At 63.6% G+C, this 17,655-nt stretch carries 17 protein-coding genes; 5 read left to right on the top strand and 12 right to left on the bottom strand.

From position 1 onward, the window contains the following. The 4 genes from VEK15_33065 to lpdA form a co-directional block, all read right to left on the bottom strand. Window positions 1-782: transketolase C-terminal domain-containing protein (locus VEK15_33065; GenBank protein HXV65574.1), on the bottom strand; the 782-nt coding region annotated here is incomplete at its 3' end. Window positions 783-787: 5 nt separating this feature from the next. Continuing rightward, window positions 788-1,726, bottom strand: coding sequence for a thiamine pyrophosphate-dependent enzyme (locus VEK15_33070; protein ID HXV65575.1), 939 nt, complete (start codon window positions 1,724-1,726; stop codon window positions 788-790). Beyond that, window positions 1,726-2,412 (bottom strand): lipoyl(octanoyl) transferase LipB, encoded by a 687-nt coding sequence (lipB, locus tag VEK15_33075; protein ID HXV65576.1) that lies wholly within the window; start codon window positions 2,410-2,412, stop codon window positions 1,726-1,728. The genes VEK15_33070 and lipB overlap by 1 nt, the downstream gene beginning before the upstream one ends. Next, window positions 2,405-3,808: a dihydrolipoyl dehydrogenase gene (gene lpdA, locus VEK15_33080; GenBank protein HXV65577.1), complete on the bottom strand. Its 1,404-nt coding sequence runs from the start codon at window positions 3,806-3,808 to the stop codon at window positions 2,405-2,407. Before lpdA ends, lipB begins: the two co-directional genes overlap by 8 nt. Before the next feature lie 270 nt (window positions 3,809-4,078). Between lpdA and VEK15_33085 the strand changes: the two genes are divergently transcribed. Beyond that, window positions 4,079-4,795: a PaaI family thioesterase gene (locus VEK15_33085; protein ID HXV65578.1), complete on the top strand. Its 717-nt coding sequence runs from the start codon at window positions 4,079-4,081 to the stop codon at window positions 4,793-4,795. Between the two features lie 4 nt (window positions 4,796-4,799). Here VEK15_33085 and VEK15_33090 read toward each other — a convergent pair whose 3' ends face one another. Beyond that, entirely contained in the window at window positions 4,800-5,579 is a 780-nt protein-coding gene (locus tag VEK15_33090; protein ID HXV65579.1) for an alpha/beta fold hydrolase, read from the bottom strand. Between the two features lie 74 nt (window positions 5,580-5,653). On the opposite strand from VEK15_33090, the gene VEK15_33095 reads away from it, so the two are divergent. After that, a complete protein-coding gene (locus tag VEK15_33095) occupies window positions 5,654-6,445 on the top strand; it encodes a class I SAM-dependent methyltransferase (protein ID HXV65580.1) in 792 nt (263 codons plus the stop codon). Here the strand turns inward: VEK15_33095 and VEK15_33100 are convergent. Continuing rightward, the gene (locus VEK15_33100; GenBank protein HXV65581.1) at window positions 6,442-7,752 is read right to left on the bottom strand and encodes a serine/threonine-protein kinase; all 1,311 of its coding nucleotides are present in this window, start codon (window positions 7,750-7,752) and stop codon (window positions 6,442-6,444) included. The genes VEK15_33095 and VEK15_33100 overlap by 4 nt on opposite strands. A 206-nt stretch (window positions 7,753-7,958) precedes the next feature. Here VEK15_33100 and VEK15_33105 point away from each other — a divergent pair, with 206 nt between their 5' ends. After that, window positions 7,959-9,575, top strand: a complete 1,617-nt coding sequence (locus VEK15_33105; protein ID HXV65582.1) for a serine/threonine-protein kinase — start codon at window positions 7,959-7,961, stop codon at window positions 9,573-9,575. A gap of 28 nt (window positions 9,576-9,603) precedes the next feature. Here the strand turns inward: VEK15_33105 and bshA are convergent, their stop codons facing one another. Continuing rightward, complete coding sequence (bshA, locus tag VEK15_33110) at window positions 9,604-10,731, bottom strand: N-acetyl-alpha-D-glucosaminyl L-malate synthase BshA (protein HXV65583.1); 1,128 nt, start codon at window positions 10,729-10,731, stop codon at window positions 9,604-9,606. Between the two features lie 9 nt (window positions 10,732-10,740). Further along, window positions 10,741-11,466 carry a bacillithiol biosynthesis deacetylase BshB1 gene (gene bshB1, locus VEK15_33115; GenBank protein ID HXV65584.1) on the bottom strand — a complete coding sequence of 242 codons (726 nt, stop codon included), beginning with the start codon at window positions 11,464-11,466 and terminating at the stop codon, window positions 10,741-10,743. A gap of 184 nt (window positions 11,467-11,650) precedes the next feature. Here bshB1 and VEK15_33120 point away from each other — a divergent pair, with 184 nt between their 5' ends. Together VEK15_33120 and VEK15_33125 are read left to right on the top strand one after the other, a co-directional pair. Further along, complete coding sequence (locus VEK15_33120) at window positions 11,651-12,085, top strand: CBS domain-containing protein (protein HXV65585.1); 435 nt, start codon at window positions 11,651-11,653, stop codon at window positions 12,083-12,085. Then, window positions 12,082-12,504: a secondary thiamine-phosphate synthase enzyme YjbQ gene (locus VEK15_33125; protein ID HXV65586.1), complete on the top strand. Its 423-nt coding sequence runs from the start codon at window positions 12,082-12,084 to the stop codon at window positions 12,502-12,504. Before VEK15_33120 ends, VEK15_33125 begins: the two co-directional genes overlap by 4 nt. Before the next feature lie 4 nt (window positions 12,505-12,508). Here the strand turns inward: VEK15_33125 and VEK15_33130 are convergent, their stop codons facing one another. From VEK15_33130 to glyS, 4 genes are all read right to left on the bottom strand, one after another. Continuing rightward, a complete protein-coding gene (locus tag VEK15_33130) occupies window positions 12,509-13,669 on the bottom strand; it encodes an aminopeptidase (GenBank protein HXV65587.1) in 1,161 nt (386 codons plus the stop codon). 2 nt (window positions 13,670-13,671) lie between these two features. Next, on the bottom strand, window positions 13,672-13,893 hold the full coding sequence (locus VEK15_33135) for a hypothetical protein (GenBank protein ID HXV65588.1): 222 nt from the start codon (window positions 13,891-13,893) through the stop codon (window positions 13,672-13,674). Further along, the gene (gene mutL, locus VEK15_33140; protein ID HXV65589.1) at window positions 13,890-15,581 is read right to left on the bottom strand and encodes a DNA mismatch repair endonuclease MutL; all 1,692 of its coding nucleotides are present in this window, start codon (window positions 15,579-15,581) and stop codon (window positions 13,890-13,892) included. Before mutL ends, VEK15_33135 begins: the two co-directional genes overlap by 4 nt. A gap of 20 nt (window positions 15,582-15,601) precedes the next feature. Continuing rightward, window positions 15,602-17,655: glycine--tRNA ligase subunit beta (gene glyS, locus VEK15_33145; protein ID HXV65590.1), on the bottom strand; the 2,054-nt coding region annotated here is incomplete at its 5' end.

Raw genomic sequence — 17,655 nt, forward strand, 5'->3', positions numbered from 1 at the left:
AGCACCATGACCTTGCTGACCCGCCGAACGGCCTCGAGCACACATTCCTTGTCGAGGGGCACCAGGCTTCTCAAATCGATCACCTCCACCTCGATTCCGTCGTCGGCGAGCTGCTGGGCGGCAGAAAGAGCGGTGTGGACCATCGCGCCATAGGTCACGCAGACGAGGTCGCGCCCCGCTCGTCGGACGGCGGCCTTCCCGAGAGGTGTCACGTCATCTTCGGACTCGAGCTCGGATTCGGCGATCTTGAGGTGGCGGTAGAGCTTCTTGTGCTCCAGATAAAGAACCGGATCATCGTCGCGAATCGCCGCCTTCATGAGCCCGCGTGCGTCGACGACGGTGGCCGGTGCCACGACCTTGATGCCGGGAGTGTGAACGAAATGCATCTCGGGATTCTGGGAATGAAACGGCCCCGCGCGTACACCCCCGCCCGCCGGTCCCCGCATCACGATGGGCACGGCGACGCCCCATCGGTAGCGACTCTTGGCGGCGAAGTTGGTGATCATGTTGAAGGCGCTCGCGATGAAATCGATGAATTGAAACTCCACGATGGGCCTCACGCCCTGAAACGCGGCCCCGACGGCAATCCCGGTGAACCCCTCCTCGCTGATCGGCGTGTCGATGACGCGACCCTCTCCGAACTTCTCCAGAAATCCTTCCGTCACTTTGAATGCTCCACCGTACAGGCCGATGTCTTCCCCGAGGAGAATGACGTTCGGGTCACGCTCCATCTCCTCCCACATCGCCCGGCGAATGGCCTCGAGATAGGTGACGTCAGACATCGACTTCAGTTGGCTGCCTGGGCGACCCGCATCGCGTCGGCGACGGTCTCCTCGGCACGGGAGGCCAGATCGGATTTTTCCTTTTCGCCGAGCCAGTCGTGCTCGAGAAGGAATCGCTCGAATCGCCCGATGGCGTCCGCGTCGGAGTCGACCGCGCTCGCCGGGGCAGCGAACTGCCACGATTTCTCGCCGAGGGCGGTCGGGGTGGCGCCGTCGTTTCCCTCGTACCACATCGAGCTCCGGACGCGGGCCTCGATGAGAGTCGGTCCCTCTCCCCGCCTCGCCCTCGCGACCGCGGTCTCGATGACCTCGACGACCTGGAGGAGATCGCTTCCATCGACCGGCAGAGTGGCGACGCCGTAGCCTCGCGCGCGCTCGTAGAGCCGCGTACCATCGGGCCCGGTCGATTTGCCCGAAAACGGAATCCGCACCACCAGGACGACGAGAGGGACTTTATGCACGGCGGCGAAGTTCAGGCCTTCGTGAAAGTCTCCACTCGCCACCGCCTCCTCGAACGTGATCGCGATCGCCACCTTTTCCTTCCCGGTGATCCGCGAGGAGAAGGCGATCCCGGCGATGACGCTCACATGGATCGCCGCGTGATCGCCGGCGGCAACGACGCCGCGGTCGAGGTCTCCGAGACCGGCGAGACCATCCCGGCCCTGGCTCGGCGCTTCCGACGTTCCGAGAAATTGCGAGACGAGCTCGCGCGGACTCACGCCTCTCACGAGCCAGGTGCCGACGGTGGGAAGCGACGAAGCGATGGCGTCTTCTCGACCGGGTACGGAAGCGGCACCCACGGCCACCGCCTCGAGGCCCGACCGAAGCCCGAGAGGAGAAACGAGTCGGCGCTCCCGGTGGACTCGCGCGAGCGCTTCGTCGAGCTTACGGGTGAGCACCATCTGATAGAGGAGCTCCTGCAGTCGATCTTTTCCGAAGGGCATCAAGGGCTCGCCAGGGAAACGAGCTCTGTCTCCGAAGCCTCCACTACGACGCGCGAGAAGACGGCGCCAAAGAAACGTGCGAGAGCCTTCCGCACGAGCGCCGGGTCCACGGGCTCTCCCAGAACATCCTCCATAGAGCTCACTTTGCTTCCGACGATACCACACGGCACGATCTGATTGAAGTAATCGAGCTTGGTGCCAACGTTCAGCGCGAAGCCATGAGACGTCACCCACCGCGAGACCCGGACTCCTATGGCGACCAGTTTTCCGCGCGCATGCCATACTCCGGTGAATCCGGGCTTGCGGAAGCCCGCGACACCAAACTCGGAAATCGTCCGGATGTTCACCTCTTCGAGCGCTCTCAAATAGCGATGCACGTCCGGATGCCAGCGCTTCAGATCGACGATCGGATACCCGACGATCTGCCCCGGACCGTGGAAGGTGACGTCGCCGCCCCGGTCGGTCACCACCAGCTCGGCGCCGAGCTCGGCGAGCTTCGATCGATCGGCGATCAGATTCTCCGACCGTCCCGAGCGACCGAGGGTGTAGGTCGGTGGGTGCTCGACGAGAAGAAGCACGTCGGGAACGTCACCTCTCTGGCGTGCGGCGGCCAGCTGTTTCTGCAAACCCCAGGTATCGTCGAAATCACGTGTTCCGAGCTCGACGCACCAGCACGGATCAGACATGAAGCGGCTGGTCGAAAGCGCCGTGCGCCGCCTCGGCCACGGCCTCCGACAACGTCGGGTGAGCGTGCACCGAACGCATCAAAGACTCGACCGTCGCCTCGTGCTCGAGGGCGACGACGGCTTCGGCAATGAGGTCGGTGGCATGGGCTCCGACGATGTGCACCCCGAGCAGCTCCCCGTAGCTCTCCTCGGAAACCACTTTGACGAATCCCTCGTTCTCTCCCAGGATGCTCGCCTTGCTGCTCGCGGCGAAAGGGAACTTCCCGACCTTCACGGCAAAGCCGCGTGAGCGCGCCTGGTCCTCGGTGAGACCGACGCTCGCCACCTCGGGAGAACAATAAGTAGCCGCGGGCATGTGCTCGTAATTCAAGGGGTGAACCGGATGTCCCGCGATCTTCTCGACCGCCAGGATCCCCTCCGCCGAGGCGACGTGAGCGAGCTGCTGGGTCGCGACCACGTCCCCAATCGCGTAGATCCCTTCGTGGCTGGTTTGGGCGAAGCGGTCGACGCGAACGAATCCACGGTCGACCTCGATGCCGGCTCGGTCGAGGCCAATCCCGTCGGTCCGCGGGCCTCGCCCGACGGCCATGAGGAGTCTGTCGACCGTGCGCGAATCCGAGCTCCCGTCCTCGAGCGTGAAGCGCACCTCGACTACGTCCTCCTTCCGGGAGACCGAGTCCACCCGAGTGCCGGTCAAGACCTCGATCCCGCGTTTGCGAAACGACCGGCGCAGCACTTCTGAGACCTCTTCGTCCTCGAGCGGCACGAGCCGCGGCAACATCTCGATGAGCGTGACTTTGGAGCCGAAGCTATGGAACATGGACGCGAACTCGACGCCGACGGCACCGGCGCCGATGATCGCGAGCCGCTCGGGGCAGGACGGCAGGGAGAGTAGCTCGGTGTTGGTCAGAATCCTCTCGCCGTCGATCTCCACACCCGGCAGGCTCTTGGGACGACTGCCCGTCGCGACGATGATGTTTCGCGCCTCGAAGGTGCGGGTCTCGTCCGGCGTCTCGACGCTCAGCGTCCGAGGCGACGCGAGCTTGCCGAAGCCATGAACGGTCTCGACGCCGTTTTTCTGAAGAAGAACCTTCACCCCCGCCGCGAGCTTCCTCACGACGCGCTCCTTGCGTTTCATCATCGCCGACCAGTCCAGCTGCACGCCCTCGACCACGACGCCGTGATCACGGGCCCGCCGGATCGTGTCCAGTATTTCCGCAGTGTAGAGAAAGGCCTTGCTCGGAATACAACCGACGTGCAGGCAGGTTCCCCCGAATTGAGCATCCTTCTCGATCAGGAGAACCTTCAAACCGAGCTGCCCTCCTCGAATCGCCGCAACGTAGCCGCCCGGCCCGCTGCCCAGAATGGCGACGTCGTACGTCGTGTCTTCCGTCATGAGCTCCTCTCTAAGTGGTTTACTATCATCTATTTACACCAACAAATCAAATAAATCATTGAGAATCATCGAGAAGGTCATATATTTATTACTCGCGAGCGGCGGCCATGCCTGTGATACACTACCCGACAAGGCTCGCCCAATGGTATCTAGTGAGTTTCATTAGGGTTATACGATCAGCTTCCGACCTTCCCCGAAAAAGAGTGTCCTTCGAACGCATCCTCATCGCGATTTGCCCGAGCTCTTAGCGTAACGAGGTATTGATCTCGGATGGCTAAACGAAAAACCAAGACCAAGAAAGCGTCCGTACGGAAGCCTACGAGAAAACCGAAGACGAAGACCAAGAGCTCCCCATCGCGCGCGGCAAAGAGCAAGCCCTCAAAGAAGCGAAAAGAGGCGCTGATAGCCGCCGCGAAGAAGACTCGCACTCCCAAGGCATCCAAACCTTCCAAGACGGCAAAGGCTCCGAAGACGGCCAAGCGGAAAGGGGTGTCCCCTTTGTCGCTGCCGTTCGAGGAAGAGCCACTCCTCGTTCCCGTGCCCCTCCCCGAGGGCGTCCGACCTCAGCGCCTCGAGCCCAACGAACGTTCGGCCCATCTGGAAAAGCTGAAGCAGCTCTTCGAAGCGGCGCCGATCAGTCGAGCGCTGGGAATGTCGCTCGGCTACTGCGAGAACGGCGTCGCGCGGGTCCGGCTTCCTTTTCGCAAGGACTTCGAGGAAGGCCACGGCGTGATCCACGGCGGACTGATCGGGCTCCTCGGAGACACGGCGGGTAACTTCGCCGTCGGCTCGGTCTCCCCCGGAGCCACGGTGAAGACGGTCGAGTTCAAGATTAGCCTCCTTACGGGAGTGACGGGTGACTTGCTCGCCATCGGCGAAGTCGTCCGCAAGGGCAGGACGCTCGCCATGTGCCGGATCGAGGTCGTCGAAGGAAACGACCGGGTCGTCGCCATCGGTCTCGCTACCTACGCGCTTCAGGCGGTCTGATTCCTCAAGGCCCCGGGCCCACGAAGTGCCACATCATCTCGAATAGCCTTTCCTTGTGAGCCGTCAGCCGGTGGTCCCCCCCGGTAATCTCCACCAGCTCCACGTGCATGAGACGGTCAGCAAACTGGCGCGAGAGCTGACACGGCACCACCTCGTCGTCGGAACCATGCAGGATCAGGCTCGGGGTCTTGAGCCGTTGGATGAGACTCGCGGTGGGATAGCGGGATTCATCTTCGACGAAACCGTAGCTCAGCTCGAACGCGGAGATGCCGGTATCGATGAGCGCTCGACCCTCGCGACGCCACTGCTGTGCCCGCGCGCGTCCCAGGGACAGGAGCAGCCGCCCCGCCATTTCGAACGCAGGCGCAATGACGATGTTCCGCGTCACCAGGCCGGGAGAGCGAGCCGAGAACCATAACGCGGTGAGTCCGCCCATGGACGAGCCGATCAGGTAGATCGCACGAAACGGACCTTCGAGCTTCTCCACGTAATCCAGGCCTCTTGCCAGATCGGCGAGGTTTCGCGTCAGAGATAGCCCGCTCAAATCGCCTTCGGAGTCGCCGTGGCCGGTCAAGTCCAGACTCGCGAAGGCGTCGCCTCGACGAGCGACCTGCCTCGCGAAATAGAGGGCCTTCTCTCCTCGACGGTTGGAGTGAAGCCCGTGGAGAAAGAACCAGAGTCGGGCGTGTGGCTCGACCGCGGGCACGAAATCGAGAGCCAGCCGGCTTTCGCCGGCTCCGCTGGGCTCGATCCAGCGCGGCGGGCTCTCTTTGGTCTCGATCATCGACCGAGGAAGAATAGTCCATTCGAGGCTGCGGGCACCAGCCGCACGATAGAATCTCGTCGGGAGACCTTACGATGGACGAGCCATGGTCGGAGAACGACAGCGCGACCTATCGCCGTCTCGCGAACGTGGCCGTGCCGGACCGGGAAGGCCACATCGCCACGATGCTCTGTCTGCTTCCCTTTCCCACCGCGTCTAGGGCCACGGTGGTCGATCTCGGTGCGGGTACGGGCGCGCTCAGCTATAGCATCCTCGAGGCGTTTCCCGGGGCCGAGGTGACGGCGCTCGATGGCTCGGCGAGCATGCGGGCGCACGCGTCCGAGCGCCTAAAGAGCTTCGGGAGTCGGTTTCGCGCACTCGAATTCGTTCTCGAATCCTCCGAATGGCTGGATCGCTGCCGCGACGCTGACGCCGTCGTCACATCCTTGTGTCTCCACCACCTGGACGACGAAGGAAAGAGACGGGTTTTCGCCGCAATCCACGATGAGCTCGCCGACGACGGCGCGTTCATCATCTGTGATCTCGTCGCTCCCCAGCGCGAGGAAGCCCTAGAGCTGTTCCGGGAAAGCTGGGATCTCGCGACCCGCGAACGGGCGGTGCGGGCAGGCGACGCCGCGGTCGGGAAGTTCTTCGAGACCGAGCATTGGAACACTTACCGATATCCCGATCCTGTGGACAGGCCCGCGCCCCTCGCGTCGCAGCTCCTCTGGCTCGCCGAAGCCGGCTTCGCGGTGGTGGACTGCTTCTGGCTTCGTGCCGGGCACGCCATTTACGGAGGCTATCGCCGCCCTCGGCGTCGCGGAGAAGTAATGGGGTTTCTGCGGGCGAGAGAGATTGCCCGCGTTGCGATCGAGATGACCAGCTAGTGATTAGACCGAAAGCGCTCCCAATCTTCGAGCGAAAGGTCGGGACGGAGAAAGGTGAACCGGTAGGATTCGGTGTCACCCTCCGCCGTGCGCGCCACGAGATCGAACGAGGTCTCGCTCGTCCGTTCGAGCGAGGCGATCTCGTCATCACGCCAGTGCCAGTCGTGGCGAGAGCTCTCGAAGCGGACTCCTTCCGAAGACAGTGTCAGGTCGCCGGTACAGTGGCCGAGAAGGTGCTCGTGCCGTGCCACAAAGGCTAGAGGCTCCATCGGTCGGCTCACGTCGGTCCCCGATGATCCCGCTGTCTCCGGAGCTCTCGCCATCATCGGAGGAGCGACGACCGGGCGTTCGCCCGATGGAACGAACCAGAGCCCGAGCGCGAGCACAAACAAAACGCCGAGCATCAAGCGCAGCCGGGAAGCAGCGCTCTTTTTTCCGACCCTGACCGGTATCGTGGGCGAGTCGGACAAGGCGGAAACCTCGAATCGAGCGGGATCGAGACGCGAGAGATCCCCGAGGAGTGCCTCGGCGTTTTCGTAGCGCAAGGCCGGATCCTTCGCCAGAAGCCGCCCGCAAATGACGTCCCAATCACGAGAGAGGCCGAGCCGGACCTCGGAAGGCGGGTGGGGCTCTTCGTTCAAGACACGGTAGATCGTTTGGCTCACGCTTCGCCCGTCGAAGGGCCGTTTTCCGATGAGGAGGTGGTACGCCAGCACTCCGACGGAGAAGAGATCGCTTCTGCCGTCGACCCTGCCGCCGGAGAAGATCTCCGGCGGCATATAGCCGGGCGTTCCGATGAACTCCCCGGTTCGGGTCAACTCCGAGCTTTCGATCTTCGCGATACCGAAATCGACGATCTTCACCTGCGGTCCAGGCTGGTACAGCACGTTCGCCGGTTTGATGTCGCGGTGAACCACACCCTGGGCGTGGGCATAGCCGAGCGCTTCGGCCAGCTGTTCGAGAACGCGCAGCACTTCGGCGGGATCCAGCGGCCCACTCGCGATCCGACGCGAGAGATCGGTGCCGGGAAAGTGCTCCATCACGAGGTACGGTTCGTCTTCCAGCCCCAGGTCGTGGACCGAGATGATGTTGGGGTGGTTGAGTCGTCCGGCGATGCTCGCTTCGCGTTCGAAGCGCTCGAGAAACTCGCGACGTTTCGGATCGTCCGGAGAGAACCCCAGCCGGACCACTTTGATCGCGACCACCCGACCGATGGCTGGATCGAGCGCTTTGTAGACGACGCCCATGTTGCCGCGGCCGATCTCTTCGAGGAGCTCGTACCGCGCGAGCTTTTGCGGAGAATTCACTTTTTCGGCTACTCCCAATCATGTTAGCAGACTCCAAACTCGAGCCCCTTACCGGTGTCGATGGACTCCCGAAAGACCGCACTGTGGGGTTCTCCCCATAGGGTTTCGCTCTCCCTTGCGTTTTGAGTACCGAGTCACTAGCCTGTGGGTGACTCCCCAACCGCGATCGGCGATCGTTGAGATCGATCGGTGGGAGGAGACCGCGATTGGAACTCGTTGGCCAAAAGGTAGGTGCTTATCGGATTCTCTCGCTTCTGGGTCGAGGCGGGACGGCGGAGGTCTACAAGGCGTTCCACCCAGCCACCAAGCGCGATGTAGCCATCAAAGTTCTCCTCCAGGAAGTCAGCCAGGATCTGGGCTGGGTGAGGCGATTCCGCCAGGAAGTCGAGCTCCTCGGCAGGCTGGACCACCCCCACATCCTTCCCATCTACGACGCCGGCGATTACGAGGGAAGACCGTTCCTCGTCATGAAATACGTGGGGAACGCCTCGACGCTCCGAAGCCAGCTCACCGGCCAGCCCTGGCCGCTCAATCGCGTCGTCAAAGTCGTGATGCAGGTCGCGGACGCCCTGGATGCGGCGCATCACGCCGGTGTCGTTCACCGGGATATCAAGCCTTCCAACGTCCTCGTTACGCCGGATCTCAAGTGCCTGGTATTCGATTTCGGCATCGCGAAGCCTTTCCGCCGCGACGACGTGACGACGGGTTCGAACGACGTGGTGGGGACTCCGGAGTTCATGTCGCCGGAGCAGTGCAAGGGAGACAAAGTCGACCATCGTTCCGACGTCTACTCGCTGGGAGTGATGACATATCAGTTGCTCGCGGGCCACGTGCCCTTCACGGCAGAGACCGCGGTCGGAATCCTGGTGAAGCACCTCACCGAGACGCTTCCGGTGCCGCCCCGAGGCGTTGCCCTTCCCCCGGCGGTGAGTGGCGTCCTGCGCAAGGCGATGGCCCGGGAGCCCCGAGACCGGTACCAGACCGCGGGTGAGCTCGCCGCGGCTTTCGAAGAGTCTGCGGATCAAAAAGCGACCGTGACCCTCCATGCCGCTGACCTTCGGCGCGCCTTGATTCCGGCTCTGGGACTCCCGTCGTGGGTGCGCCAATTCCGGAGGCCGGGCGTGCGGCTGGCCTCAGCAACCTTCTTGGTGGCGCTGCTGCTCGCCACCCTGTATGCGCTGTGGCCCGATTCGGAAACCAGCATCGCCTATGGCCCCCCGCAGCCGACGTCCGGCACGGTGTCGGCAACCATGCAGGAGGAGGCGGCCGGTTCCCCGGAACGGGCGGCTCGCCGACAAGAAGCGCGAGAGCCCATCGCGCCGATCCCGCAACCAGCAGCGCCCATTTCCAGGTCAGCCACGTTCCGCATCGAAACGACCGGCACCACGAGTGTCTTTCTCGACGGGAAGCCCGCCGGGATCGCTCCGGGCGAATTCCGATCGATTGCTCCCGGCCCTCATGTGCTCGTACTCGACGCCGGTCATGGACAGATCCACGAGGAGACCGTCGTGGCGACCGCGGGGTCCGTCCATATCCTCCGTTACGATTTTCCGCGGCCTCGCCCCCGCGCCGCACCCGACGAGATTCGGGAATGGACGGGCACTCTGACCGATGAGGACTGCGGTGTTTCTGGAGGGAAGATGGGGGCGCTCCATTTGGAATGCGCCCAACGCTGCATTCGCGAGGGGAAACGGCCCATGCTCTATTCGCGAGGCCGGCTCTATCGCCTGGACGGGCTCGACAAGCTCGATCTCTCGAGCTCGGGGTCGGTGGCATTCAAGGGTTGGCTCGAAGTCGACACGATCCACGTGATTGACAAGTAGTCCCGTTCAGCCACTCGTGCTCGACATCCTACCGGGGCGGGGAAGCCGAGACGAGCTTCTCGTAGACGTGCTCGTACTGCGGAACGATGAAGGCGGCATCGAACCTCTCGGCCGCGCGTTTCCGCCCCGCCTCGGACAGCCTCTTCCATTCGGACGGGGTCGATAGCACCGCGATCGCGGCCTCGGCCATCGGACCGGTCTCGCCGACCGGGAGGAGATAGCCGGTCTCGCCGTGGACCACGACCTCCGGAAGACCGCCCACCCGACTCCCCACCACGGGCACGCCCGCCGCCGCGGCCTCGAGCGCCACGAGACCGAAGCTCTCCTCCTCGCTCGGAAGCAGCAAGAGATCCGACGACGCCAGAATGCTCTCCAGGTCGTCCTGCTCCCCGAGGAAGTGGACGTCCTCCTGGCGTCCCGAATCTTTGACGAGATCGCGCACCATGATCCGGTCGGGGCCCTCGCCCACCAGGAGCAGCTTCGCCGGCATGCGCCGCCTGACGAGATCGAAGATCGCCACGACGTCGCCCGCTCGTTTCACCGGACGAAAATTCGACGCGTGTACCAAGATCTTCTCCCCCCGGGGAGCCCAGTGCTCTCTCGCGGCCGATTGCCTGAGCGGCCGGGACGTATCCACGAAGTTGTAGACGACCTCGATGGCGCGCTCTATCGAGAACTCCTCGATGGTTCTCGCCCGGAGGTACTGCGAGACCGTCGTGACCGCATCCGATACCTCGATGGCAAACTTGATCACCCGGTGGAACGATTCGTCGGCGCCAACGAGGGTGATGTCGGTACCGTGCAGGGTCGTCACAATCTTCGGTGCCTGCCCTCCGAGAATCTGTCTCGCCAGGAGGGCGCTGACGGCGTGGGGTACGGCGTAGTGCGCGTGGATGACGTCGATCTCCTCGTCGACCGCCACCTGCGCAAGCTTCGTAGCCAGCGCCAGGGTGTAAGGCGGGTATTTGAAGAGTGGATAGGTCGATACCTCGACCTCGTGCATGTGCAAATTGGGGTGGAAGCCCCGAAGCCTGAACGGCACCGCGTAGCTTACGATATGGACCCGATGGCCGCGCCGGGCGAGCCCGAGGGCGAGCTCCGAGGCGACCACACCGCTTCCCCCGTGAGTCGGATAACAGACGATGGCGATCTTCACGGCGCTTGATCAAGTAATACGAGTGAATGGACGACCGAAGAACCGCACGGGGTCGTCCACCTCCAGGGCTTCGCGAACGTAGAACGCCTCCCCGAAGTCCACGTCGATGAGCGCGCCGTGATAGAGATCGAGGCTCTCGATTCTCGAGAGAAAACCCGGGCGACTGACGTAGGTCTCCGGCTCTCGGCTCGATTCGTCGAATAGCTGCGAGCCATAGGCCCGAACAGCGCGCATTTTCTCTTCATGGAAGGCGGTGACATCGACGACGAAAGAAGGCGAGACCTTGCGAGGCACGAGGTAGTAGAGGACGCGGTTTGGGCGATGGGGCTCCCCTTTCGCCTCGAGCTTCCCGAGGCCCGCGAGGTAGGAGGCCTCCGCCACGAGCGGTCCTGCCGCGGCATGGTCGGGATGATTGTTCTCGGGGTAGTTGGTGAAGACGAGTCGTGGCCGGTACTCGCGAATCGCCTCGACCACCGCCACCTTCGACGGAAACGACGTCTCGAGACGGCCATCTCCGAGATCCAGGCTCCGGCGAACCGACACCCGCAAAATACGGCCAGCCTCCTGCGCTTCCCGCGCTCGACCCTCGGGCGTTCCCCGCGTACCCGTTTCTCCCGATGTCAGGTCGATGATGCCGGTGCGGTAGCCCAACGAGGCGAGCTTGAGGAGCGTTCCTCCCATCGCCAGCTCGACGTCGTCGGGGTGCGGACCGAAAGCGAGTGCGTCGACGTGCACGCCCGCAGTCTAACCTCGATCCGGGGTTCCTGCAGGTTCAAACTGTTCGCCATCTCATCCGTGCGATACCCGGAGGGTGCAGATGTTTTAACGAAACAGTAACAACAAGTTGGCGTTTCCTCATCAGCCCCGGACCCGGCATCTGATAGAATCGGGATCCGACGATGAGGAGGAAGGGGGCGCTATGGATCTGCTGAAGATTGCGAGCGTTCCGGCGGCGACGGTCTCTCCCGAGACCCCGGTCATCGACGCCGTGAAGTTGATGAACGACCGGCGCGTGGGCGCGGTCGCAGTGACGAGGGCGAACAAGCTCGCGGGGATATTTACCGAGCGGGACCTGATGATACGCGTCGTCCTCGAGGGTAGAGACCCGAAGAAAACGCCGGTGTCGGAGGTGATGACCGAGAATTGCACCGCCGCCAAGAAGGACATGTCGATGGGTGATGCTCTCACGACCATGAGCGAGCATCATTTCCGGCATCTCCCGGTGGTGGACGATCACGATCAAGTTCTCGGTCTTCTCTCCATCCGCGATCTGCTCCACAATCGGGTAGACAAGCTGAGCCAGGAGCTGGACTCGGTAGTCGCTTTCTTCACCGCCGACGGCATCGGCGGATGAAGTCCCTGCGCAAGACGCTCACGTTCACGGTTCCCGAACGTTTTGGATTCGTGAATATCACCCAGTCAGTCAGCGATGCCGTGAGCGAGAGCGGGGTGCGGGAGGGGCTCTGTCTCGTGAACGCGATGCACATTACCGCCTCGGTCTTCATCAACGACGACGAGCCCGGTCTTCACGAGGACTACCAGAAGTGGCTCGAATGGCTGGCTCCTTACGATCCCAGTCCCGAGCGCTATCACCACAATCGGACCGGGGAGGACAACGGGGATGCCCATCACAAACGCCAGGTGATGGGCCGCGAAGTCGTCGTGGCAGTCACGGATGGGAAGCTCGACTTCGGTCCGTGGGAGCAGATCTTCTACGGCGAGTTCGACGGCCGACGACCTAAGCGCGTTCTCATCAAGATCATCGGCGAGTAGCCCGTTACTTCATCAGCTTGCCTTCCACCACCCAGGCGTCACCGTCGACGGTGATGGTCGTGTCGGTGAAGAAATTCCAGCGAACGTAGCCGCCTCCGACGTTACCGCCGAGCTCGGAGTTGTCGCCGAGCGAGAGCCGCACCACACCCGCGCCATAACCGTAGTACGGAATCCACGGACCGTTTTCGGGAACCGCGAGGTGAGGGTTGAATCCGAGCGCGAACTCGCGAAAGGATCGGCCCGCCTGCCCGGCTCCATCCATCTCCGACTCCGCCGCTTCGGCGCCGGAAGCCGCACGGACGGAGACGACCCGGCCTTGCTCGAATACGAGCGCGAGCTCGTGGACGGGCCGTCCACCCCATTGGGACGGGGGAAAGACGATCGTGCCTTCGACGCTCTCCTCGATTGGCGCGACGCGAATCGCCCCCGCAGGGAGCTCGATCTCGCGATCGATGAGAACGACACCCCGCTCCGCGCGGGCCGCCGACGCGTCCCCGTCCTGGAAGTTGACGGGCCGATCGCCGATGCGGAAACGGAGATCGGTGCCCGAGGGGCTCGTGACGCGGATCTCTCCCGCACGCATCGCCGCCTCGAAACGACGCTGGTGCTCGCCGAGTGCGCGGTAGTCCGTCCCGAGGAGGGCGCGTTGATAGACCGCCTCGATGACGTGCCTCGGGGGCAGGGGCTGTCCCGCCAGCGTGAACGCACTTCCATTCTCGAGCCAGTGGAAATGCACCGTACGCCCCCGCCCCGAGCGCAACAGGTCCTGGATGGCGGCGTAGACGGGCTGGCCGGGCCGCGCACCGGGGAGCATGATGGAAGCGTCGACGCCGTCGAGCATCTCGGCAAGCTTCGATCGTGCCCGTTGGCCGCCGTCGCGAAGCGCTTCTTCGCTCCAGTGAGAGGGCACTGGCTCTCCGAGCACATCCATCACCCCGAGATCGACGCCACCTGCCTTCATGACCTCGAACCTCAGGTGAGGTATGAGCTCGTCGAAGAGCCCCGGGTGGGCGACCGCAAGGAACGTCTCCCCTTCTTTCAGGTCGAGTCGCTCGACGATGCGCTTCGCGATTTGCTCCCACTCCATAGTGAAGCGGGGCGGGACGCTCTGGGCCCCTGCGCTCGTGGCCCAGAGCACCTGGACGAAGAGACAGACATTCCGCATGGTCATCTGTTCGTAGCTTGGGGATTCCTTCTCGCCAGGAGCCAGCCAATGAAGAAGAAGGCACCTCCGGTGCCGGTCATCGCCAACATTTGCCGCATCTCGCTCGAACCGAAGAAAAGGAACATCGCCCAGGTCACGAGAATGAGCCCGAACAGCTCGAGTCCCCGACCAACGTAGTAGATGCCCCAGCCGAGCCAGGCGACGTCCCTCTTCCGCCGCGTCATATCCTCCCGAAGTTCCTTTCGATCTGCTCTCTTCCGATCCGGAGCGTGGTCGGCCTGCCGTGGGGACAGACCGTCGGCTCGCGTGCGCGCCACAAGCCTCTCACCAGATAGTCCATCTTCTCCCGGGCGAGAGGGAAATTGACTTTGATAGCGGCATGGCAAGCGATTCGTGCCGCGATCCGGCTCTGTGCCTCGCGCACCGTCGCCGTGCGGCATTCGCGCTCGCGCTCGGAGAGCGCTTCGCGGATGAGCCTCGCGGGATCGATCCCGCTCAGGCAAGCGGGGACGGCGCGCACCAGGAAGCCATCTCCGCCGAACGGCTCGATCTCGTAGCCGTACGATACGAGCGCTTCGAGCTCCTCTTCCATGGTCACCCGCTCTGCCGGAGTGAGCTCGAGCGAGACCGGTGCGAGAAGAAGCTGCTGGCCCCTATCGGGGCCCCGGTCGACGAGCTCCTCGTAGAGGATCCGCTCGTGCGCCGCGTGCTGGTCGATGAGCCAAACGTCGTCGCCATCGGCGGCGAGGATGTAGCTCGAACGAAACTGAGCCGCGGGCGAGGGCGGCAGGCGGGCGAGCTCGGCGAACGCCGGCATGTCTTCCGAGACCGACACGCTCGAGAAGAGCGCTTCGGCCATCTGAAGACCGTTTGCCGACGGTGCCCGTTGTTCAGCGCCTTCCGATCCGTGGAATGGGCTCGCGATCGCCGCTTCCGGAGCCCGTCTCTGCGTCCCCAAGGCATTGCTCAGCGTCGCGCAGACCGCCGCATGGACGAACCGCTGATCCACGAAGCGCACCTCGGCTTTGCCTGGATGGACGTTCACGTCGACCTGGTCCGGGGGAAGCTCGATGAAGAGATAGACCGAAGGCGCACCGGCCCTCGAGGACACGCGACGGTAGGCTTCGGTCACGGCGTGGTGAAGGATGCGGTCCTTGACCGGCCTCCCGTTCACGAAGAAGTGGAGCCGGCTGCTCGATCCTCGGGACTCGGCGGGAGGCGCAAGCCACGCAGAGAGGGAGAGCGAGCCCACCTGCTCATCGACGACCACCGCGCTCTCCACCCAGCTGCCCTCGATCTGGTAGAGCCGCTCGCGGCGGGAGGCGACCGACGGCACGTCGATGACGGTACGCTTGCCGTGATCCAGTCGAAACTGGACGTCGGGATAGGAAGCCGCGAGAGAGTGCACCTGCGCGGCGATATGCGAAGACTCGGTGGCGTCGGAGCGAAGGAACTTGCGGCGGGCAGGAACGTTCGCGAAGAGACCGGCGACATCGACGATCGTTCCCGGTGGAAGGCCCATTTCCACCTCGCGCACCAGCCGCCCATCCTCGACGACGAGCTCGGTCCCCGATTCCGCGTCGGCTTCCCGGGTTCTCAGGGTGAACGACGAGACCGAGGCAATCGCCGGAAGCGCTTCGCCGCGGAAGCCGAGCGAAGCAATGTTGGAAAGATCCTCGGAAGAGAAGAGCTTGCTCGTCGCATGACGCTCCAGGGCGAGCCGTGCATCCTCTCTCGACATTCCGATGCCGTCGTCCGTGACCCGGATGCGCTCCCTTCCGCTCTTCTCGACGAGGATCCGGATTCTCGACGCGCCGGCATCGATGGAGTTCTCGACCAGCTCCTTGACGACCGAGGCCGGTCGCTCGACCACCTCGCCGGCAGCGATCTGATTGGCGAGGCCGTCGGGCATGCGCCGGATCCTCGCCATGGTCAGGAGGCGCGTTCGGTCGGCACGATCTCCGAGAGATCGGCGACCTCGGAAAAGAGCCGTTGCAAGCGTTTCAGAAGGGCGAGACGGTTCTCCCTGAGCTGCTGCTCCTCGGCCATGACGAGCACTTCGTCGAAGAAACGGTCCACCTCCGGCCTCAGCTTGGAGAGCTCGGCGAGCGCTTCTTCGTAACGGAGCGCGTCGAGGTGGGCTCGCGTTCGGGGACTGATTCCCTCGACGGCGAGGAACAGCTCTTTCTCGGCCTTCTCCGAGAGCAAGGATTCGTCTACCTCTCCCACGAGTCGATCCGACAGGATGTTCCCCACCCTCTTGAACGCGGTCGAAAGTGCGGCGAAATCCTCCGAGCCCCTCGAAGCGGCCAGGGCTTCGAGACGTTTTTCGACCTCTTGGACGGGCCGCTCGAGAACCCCAAGGGCAAAGACGGCGTTCACCTCGTCGTAGCGATAACGGCGAGCGAAGACGAAACGCAGCCGCTCGGCAAAGAAATCGGACAGGTTCGTTTCCGCTTCCCCGTCCACCTTGGCACTTTGTTCGCGTACGCCGATGAGTGCTTCACGAAGCAGCTCGGAAGGTGCCATCGCCACTTCGATCCCGACTCGATCCTGGCTTTCGAGCAGAATCCGGATCGCACCGAGTGCCGCCCGCCTCAATCCGAAAGGGTCGCTGGATCCACGGGGAACCACTCCCGCAGAGAAGAGCCCCGCCAGGGTGTCGAGCTTGTCGGCAAGGGCCACGACCGCACCCTCGCGGTTTAGCGGAAACAGGTCGTCGGTTGCGAGACCCAGCGGGCGGTAATGGGAATAGATGGCCTTCCACACGGCTTCCGGCTCACCCTGCTCTCGCGCATACAGCCCACCCACGATGCCTTGAAGCTCGGGGAACTCACCAACCATTCCGGTCGTTAGATCGCACTTCGCGAGCGTCGCCGCCCGGCGAACCGGCGACTCACGTGCACCGCAGCGCTCGGCGACGGAAAGAGAGAGTCGCGTCACCCGCTCGGTCTTGTCCCGGTAGCTGCCGAGCTTCGGGTGGAACAGGACGCCCTCGAGTGACGGGAGCCTCTGCTCGAGCCCCGCCTCGAGATCGTCCTCCCAGAAGAACTTCGCGTCCCGTAAGCGCGCGAGTACGACGCGCTCGGCGCCACGGCGGATGTGCCCACTGAGGTCCGATGCCATGTTGGTCACGGCAATGAAGGACGCGCGTCCGTCGAGGGGGAAGTAGTGCTGGTGATGGATGAGAACGGTATGGCGCACTTCCTCGGGGAGAGCCAGGAGCTCCGACGGGTAGTGTCCGAGCACCGCCCCCGGCCACTCGACCATATCGGCCACCGTCTTGGCATCGAGGCCGCCCGCGCGCCGAGCCTTCGCTTTCTTCTCGAGCTTAGTCAGCTCTTTCTCGAGGCGTTCCGCCCGTTGCTCTGCATCGAGAACGACGTAGTGCTTCAGAAGGTCTTTCTTGAGCTCGGCGAACGAGGAGACGACGAATGGGACTCCCGGTTTCGCTCGGCGCGGCGCGAGAAAGCGGTGGCCTCTCGTCTTGTTCCCCGCCTTGACCGGGGGAGCCCCCGCGATCCGGATCTCGAAGGGAATGACTCTGTCCCCGTAGATCGCGACCATCCATCGGATCGGCCTGCCGAAAGGGAGGGGCGCTCCGTCGGGGAGCGTCGCGTCCCAGCTCATGGACTTCGGGAAGTTCAATGAACGCAAGACGCTCGACATGATACCGGGCAGCAGATCCTTCGTTTTCCGGCCTCGAATCGTCCTTTCGAAGCCCACGTACTCGCCTTTCGAGGTCTGGACGGTCGCAAGCCGGCGCGCAGCGAGCCCGTTCTTTCTGGCGAATCCGAGCGCGGCCATGCTCCAGTTTCCCGACTCGTCACGCGCACGGTTGAGGGGCGGACCGATCACTTGTTCCTTGCGGTCGTCCTGTTTCTCCGCGATCCCGGGGACATGGACGACGAGCCGCCGTGTCGTGGCGTACGACTCCACCTTGCGACGAGCGAGGGTGAGGGCCTCGAGCTCCTTATCGACTTTCT

The organism is Vicinamibacteria bacterium (genome assembly GCA_035620555.1).
Classification (GTDB): domain Bacteria; phylum Acidobacteriota; class Vicinamibacteria; order Marinacidobacterales; family SMYC01; genus DASPGQ01.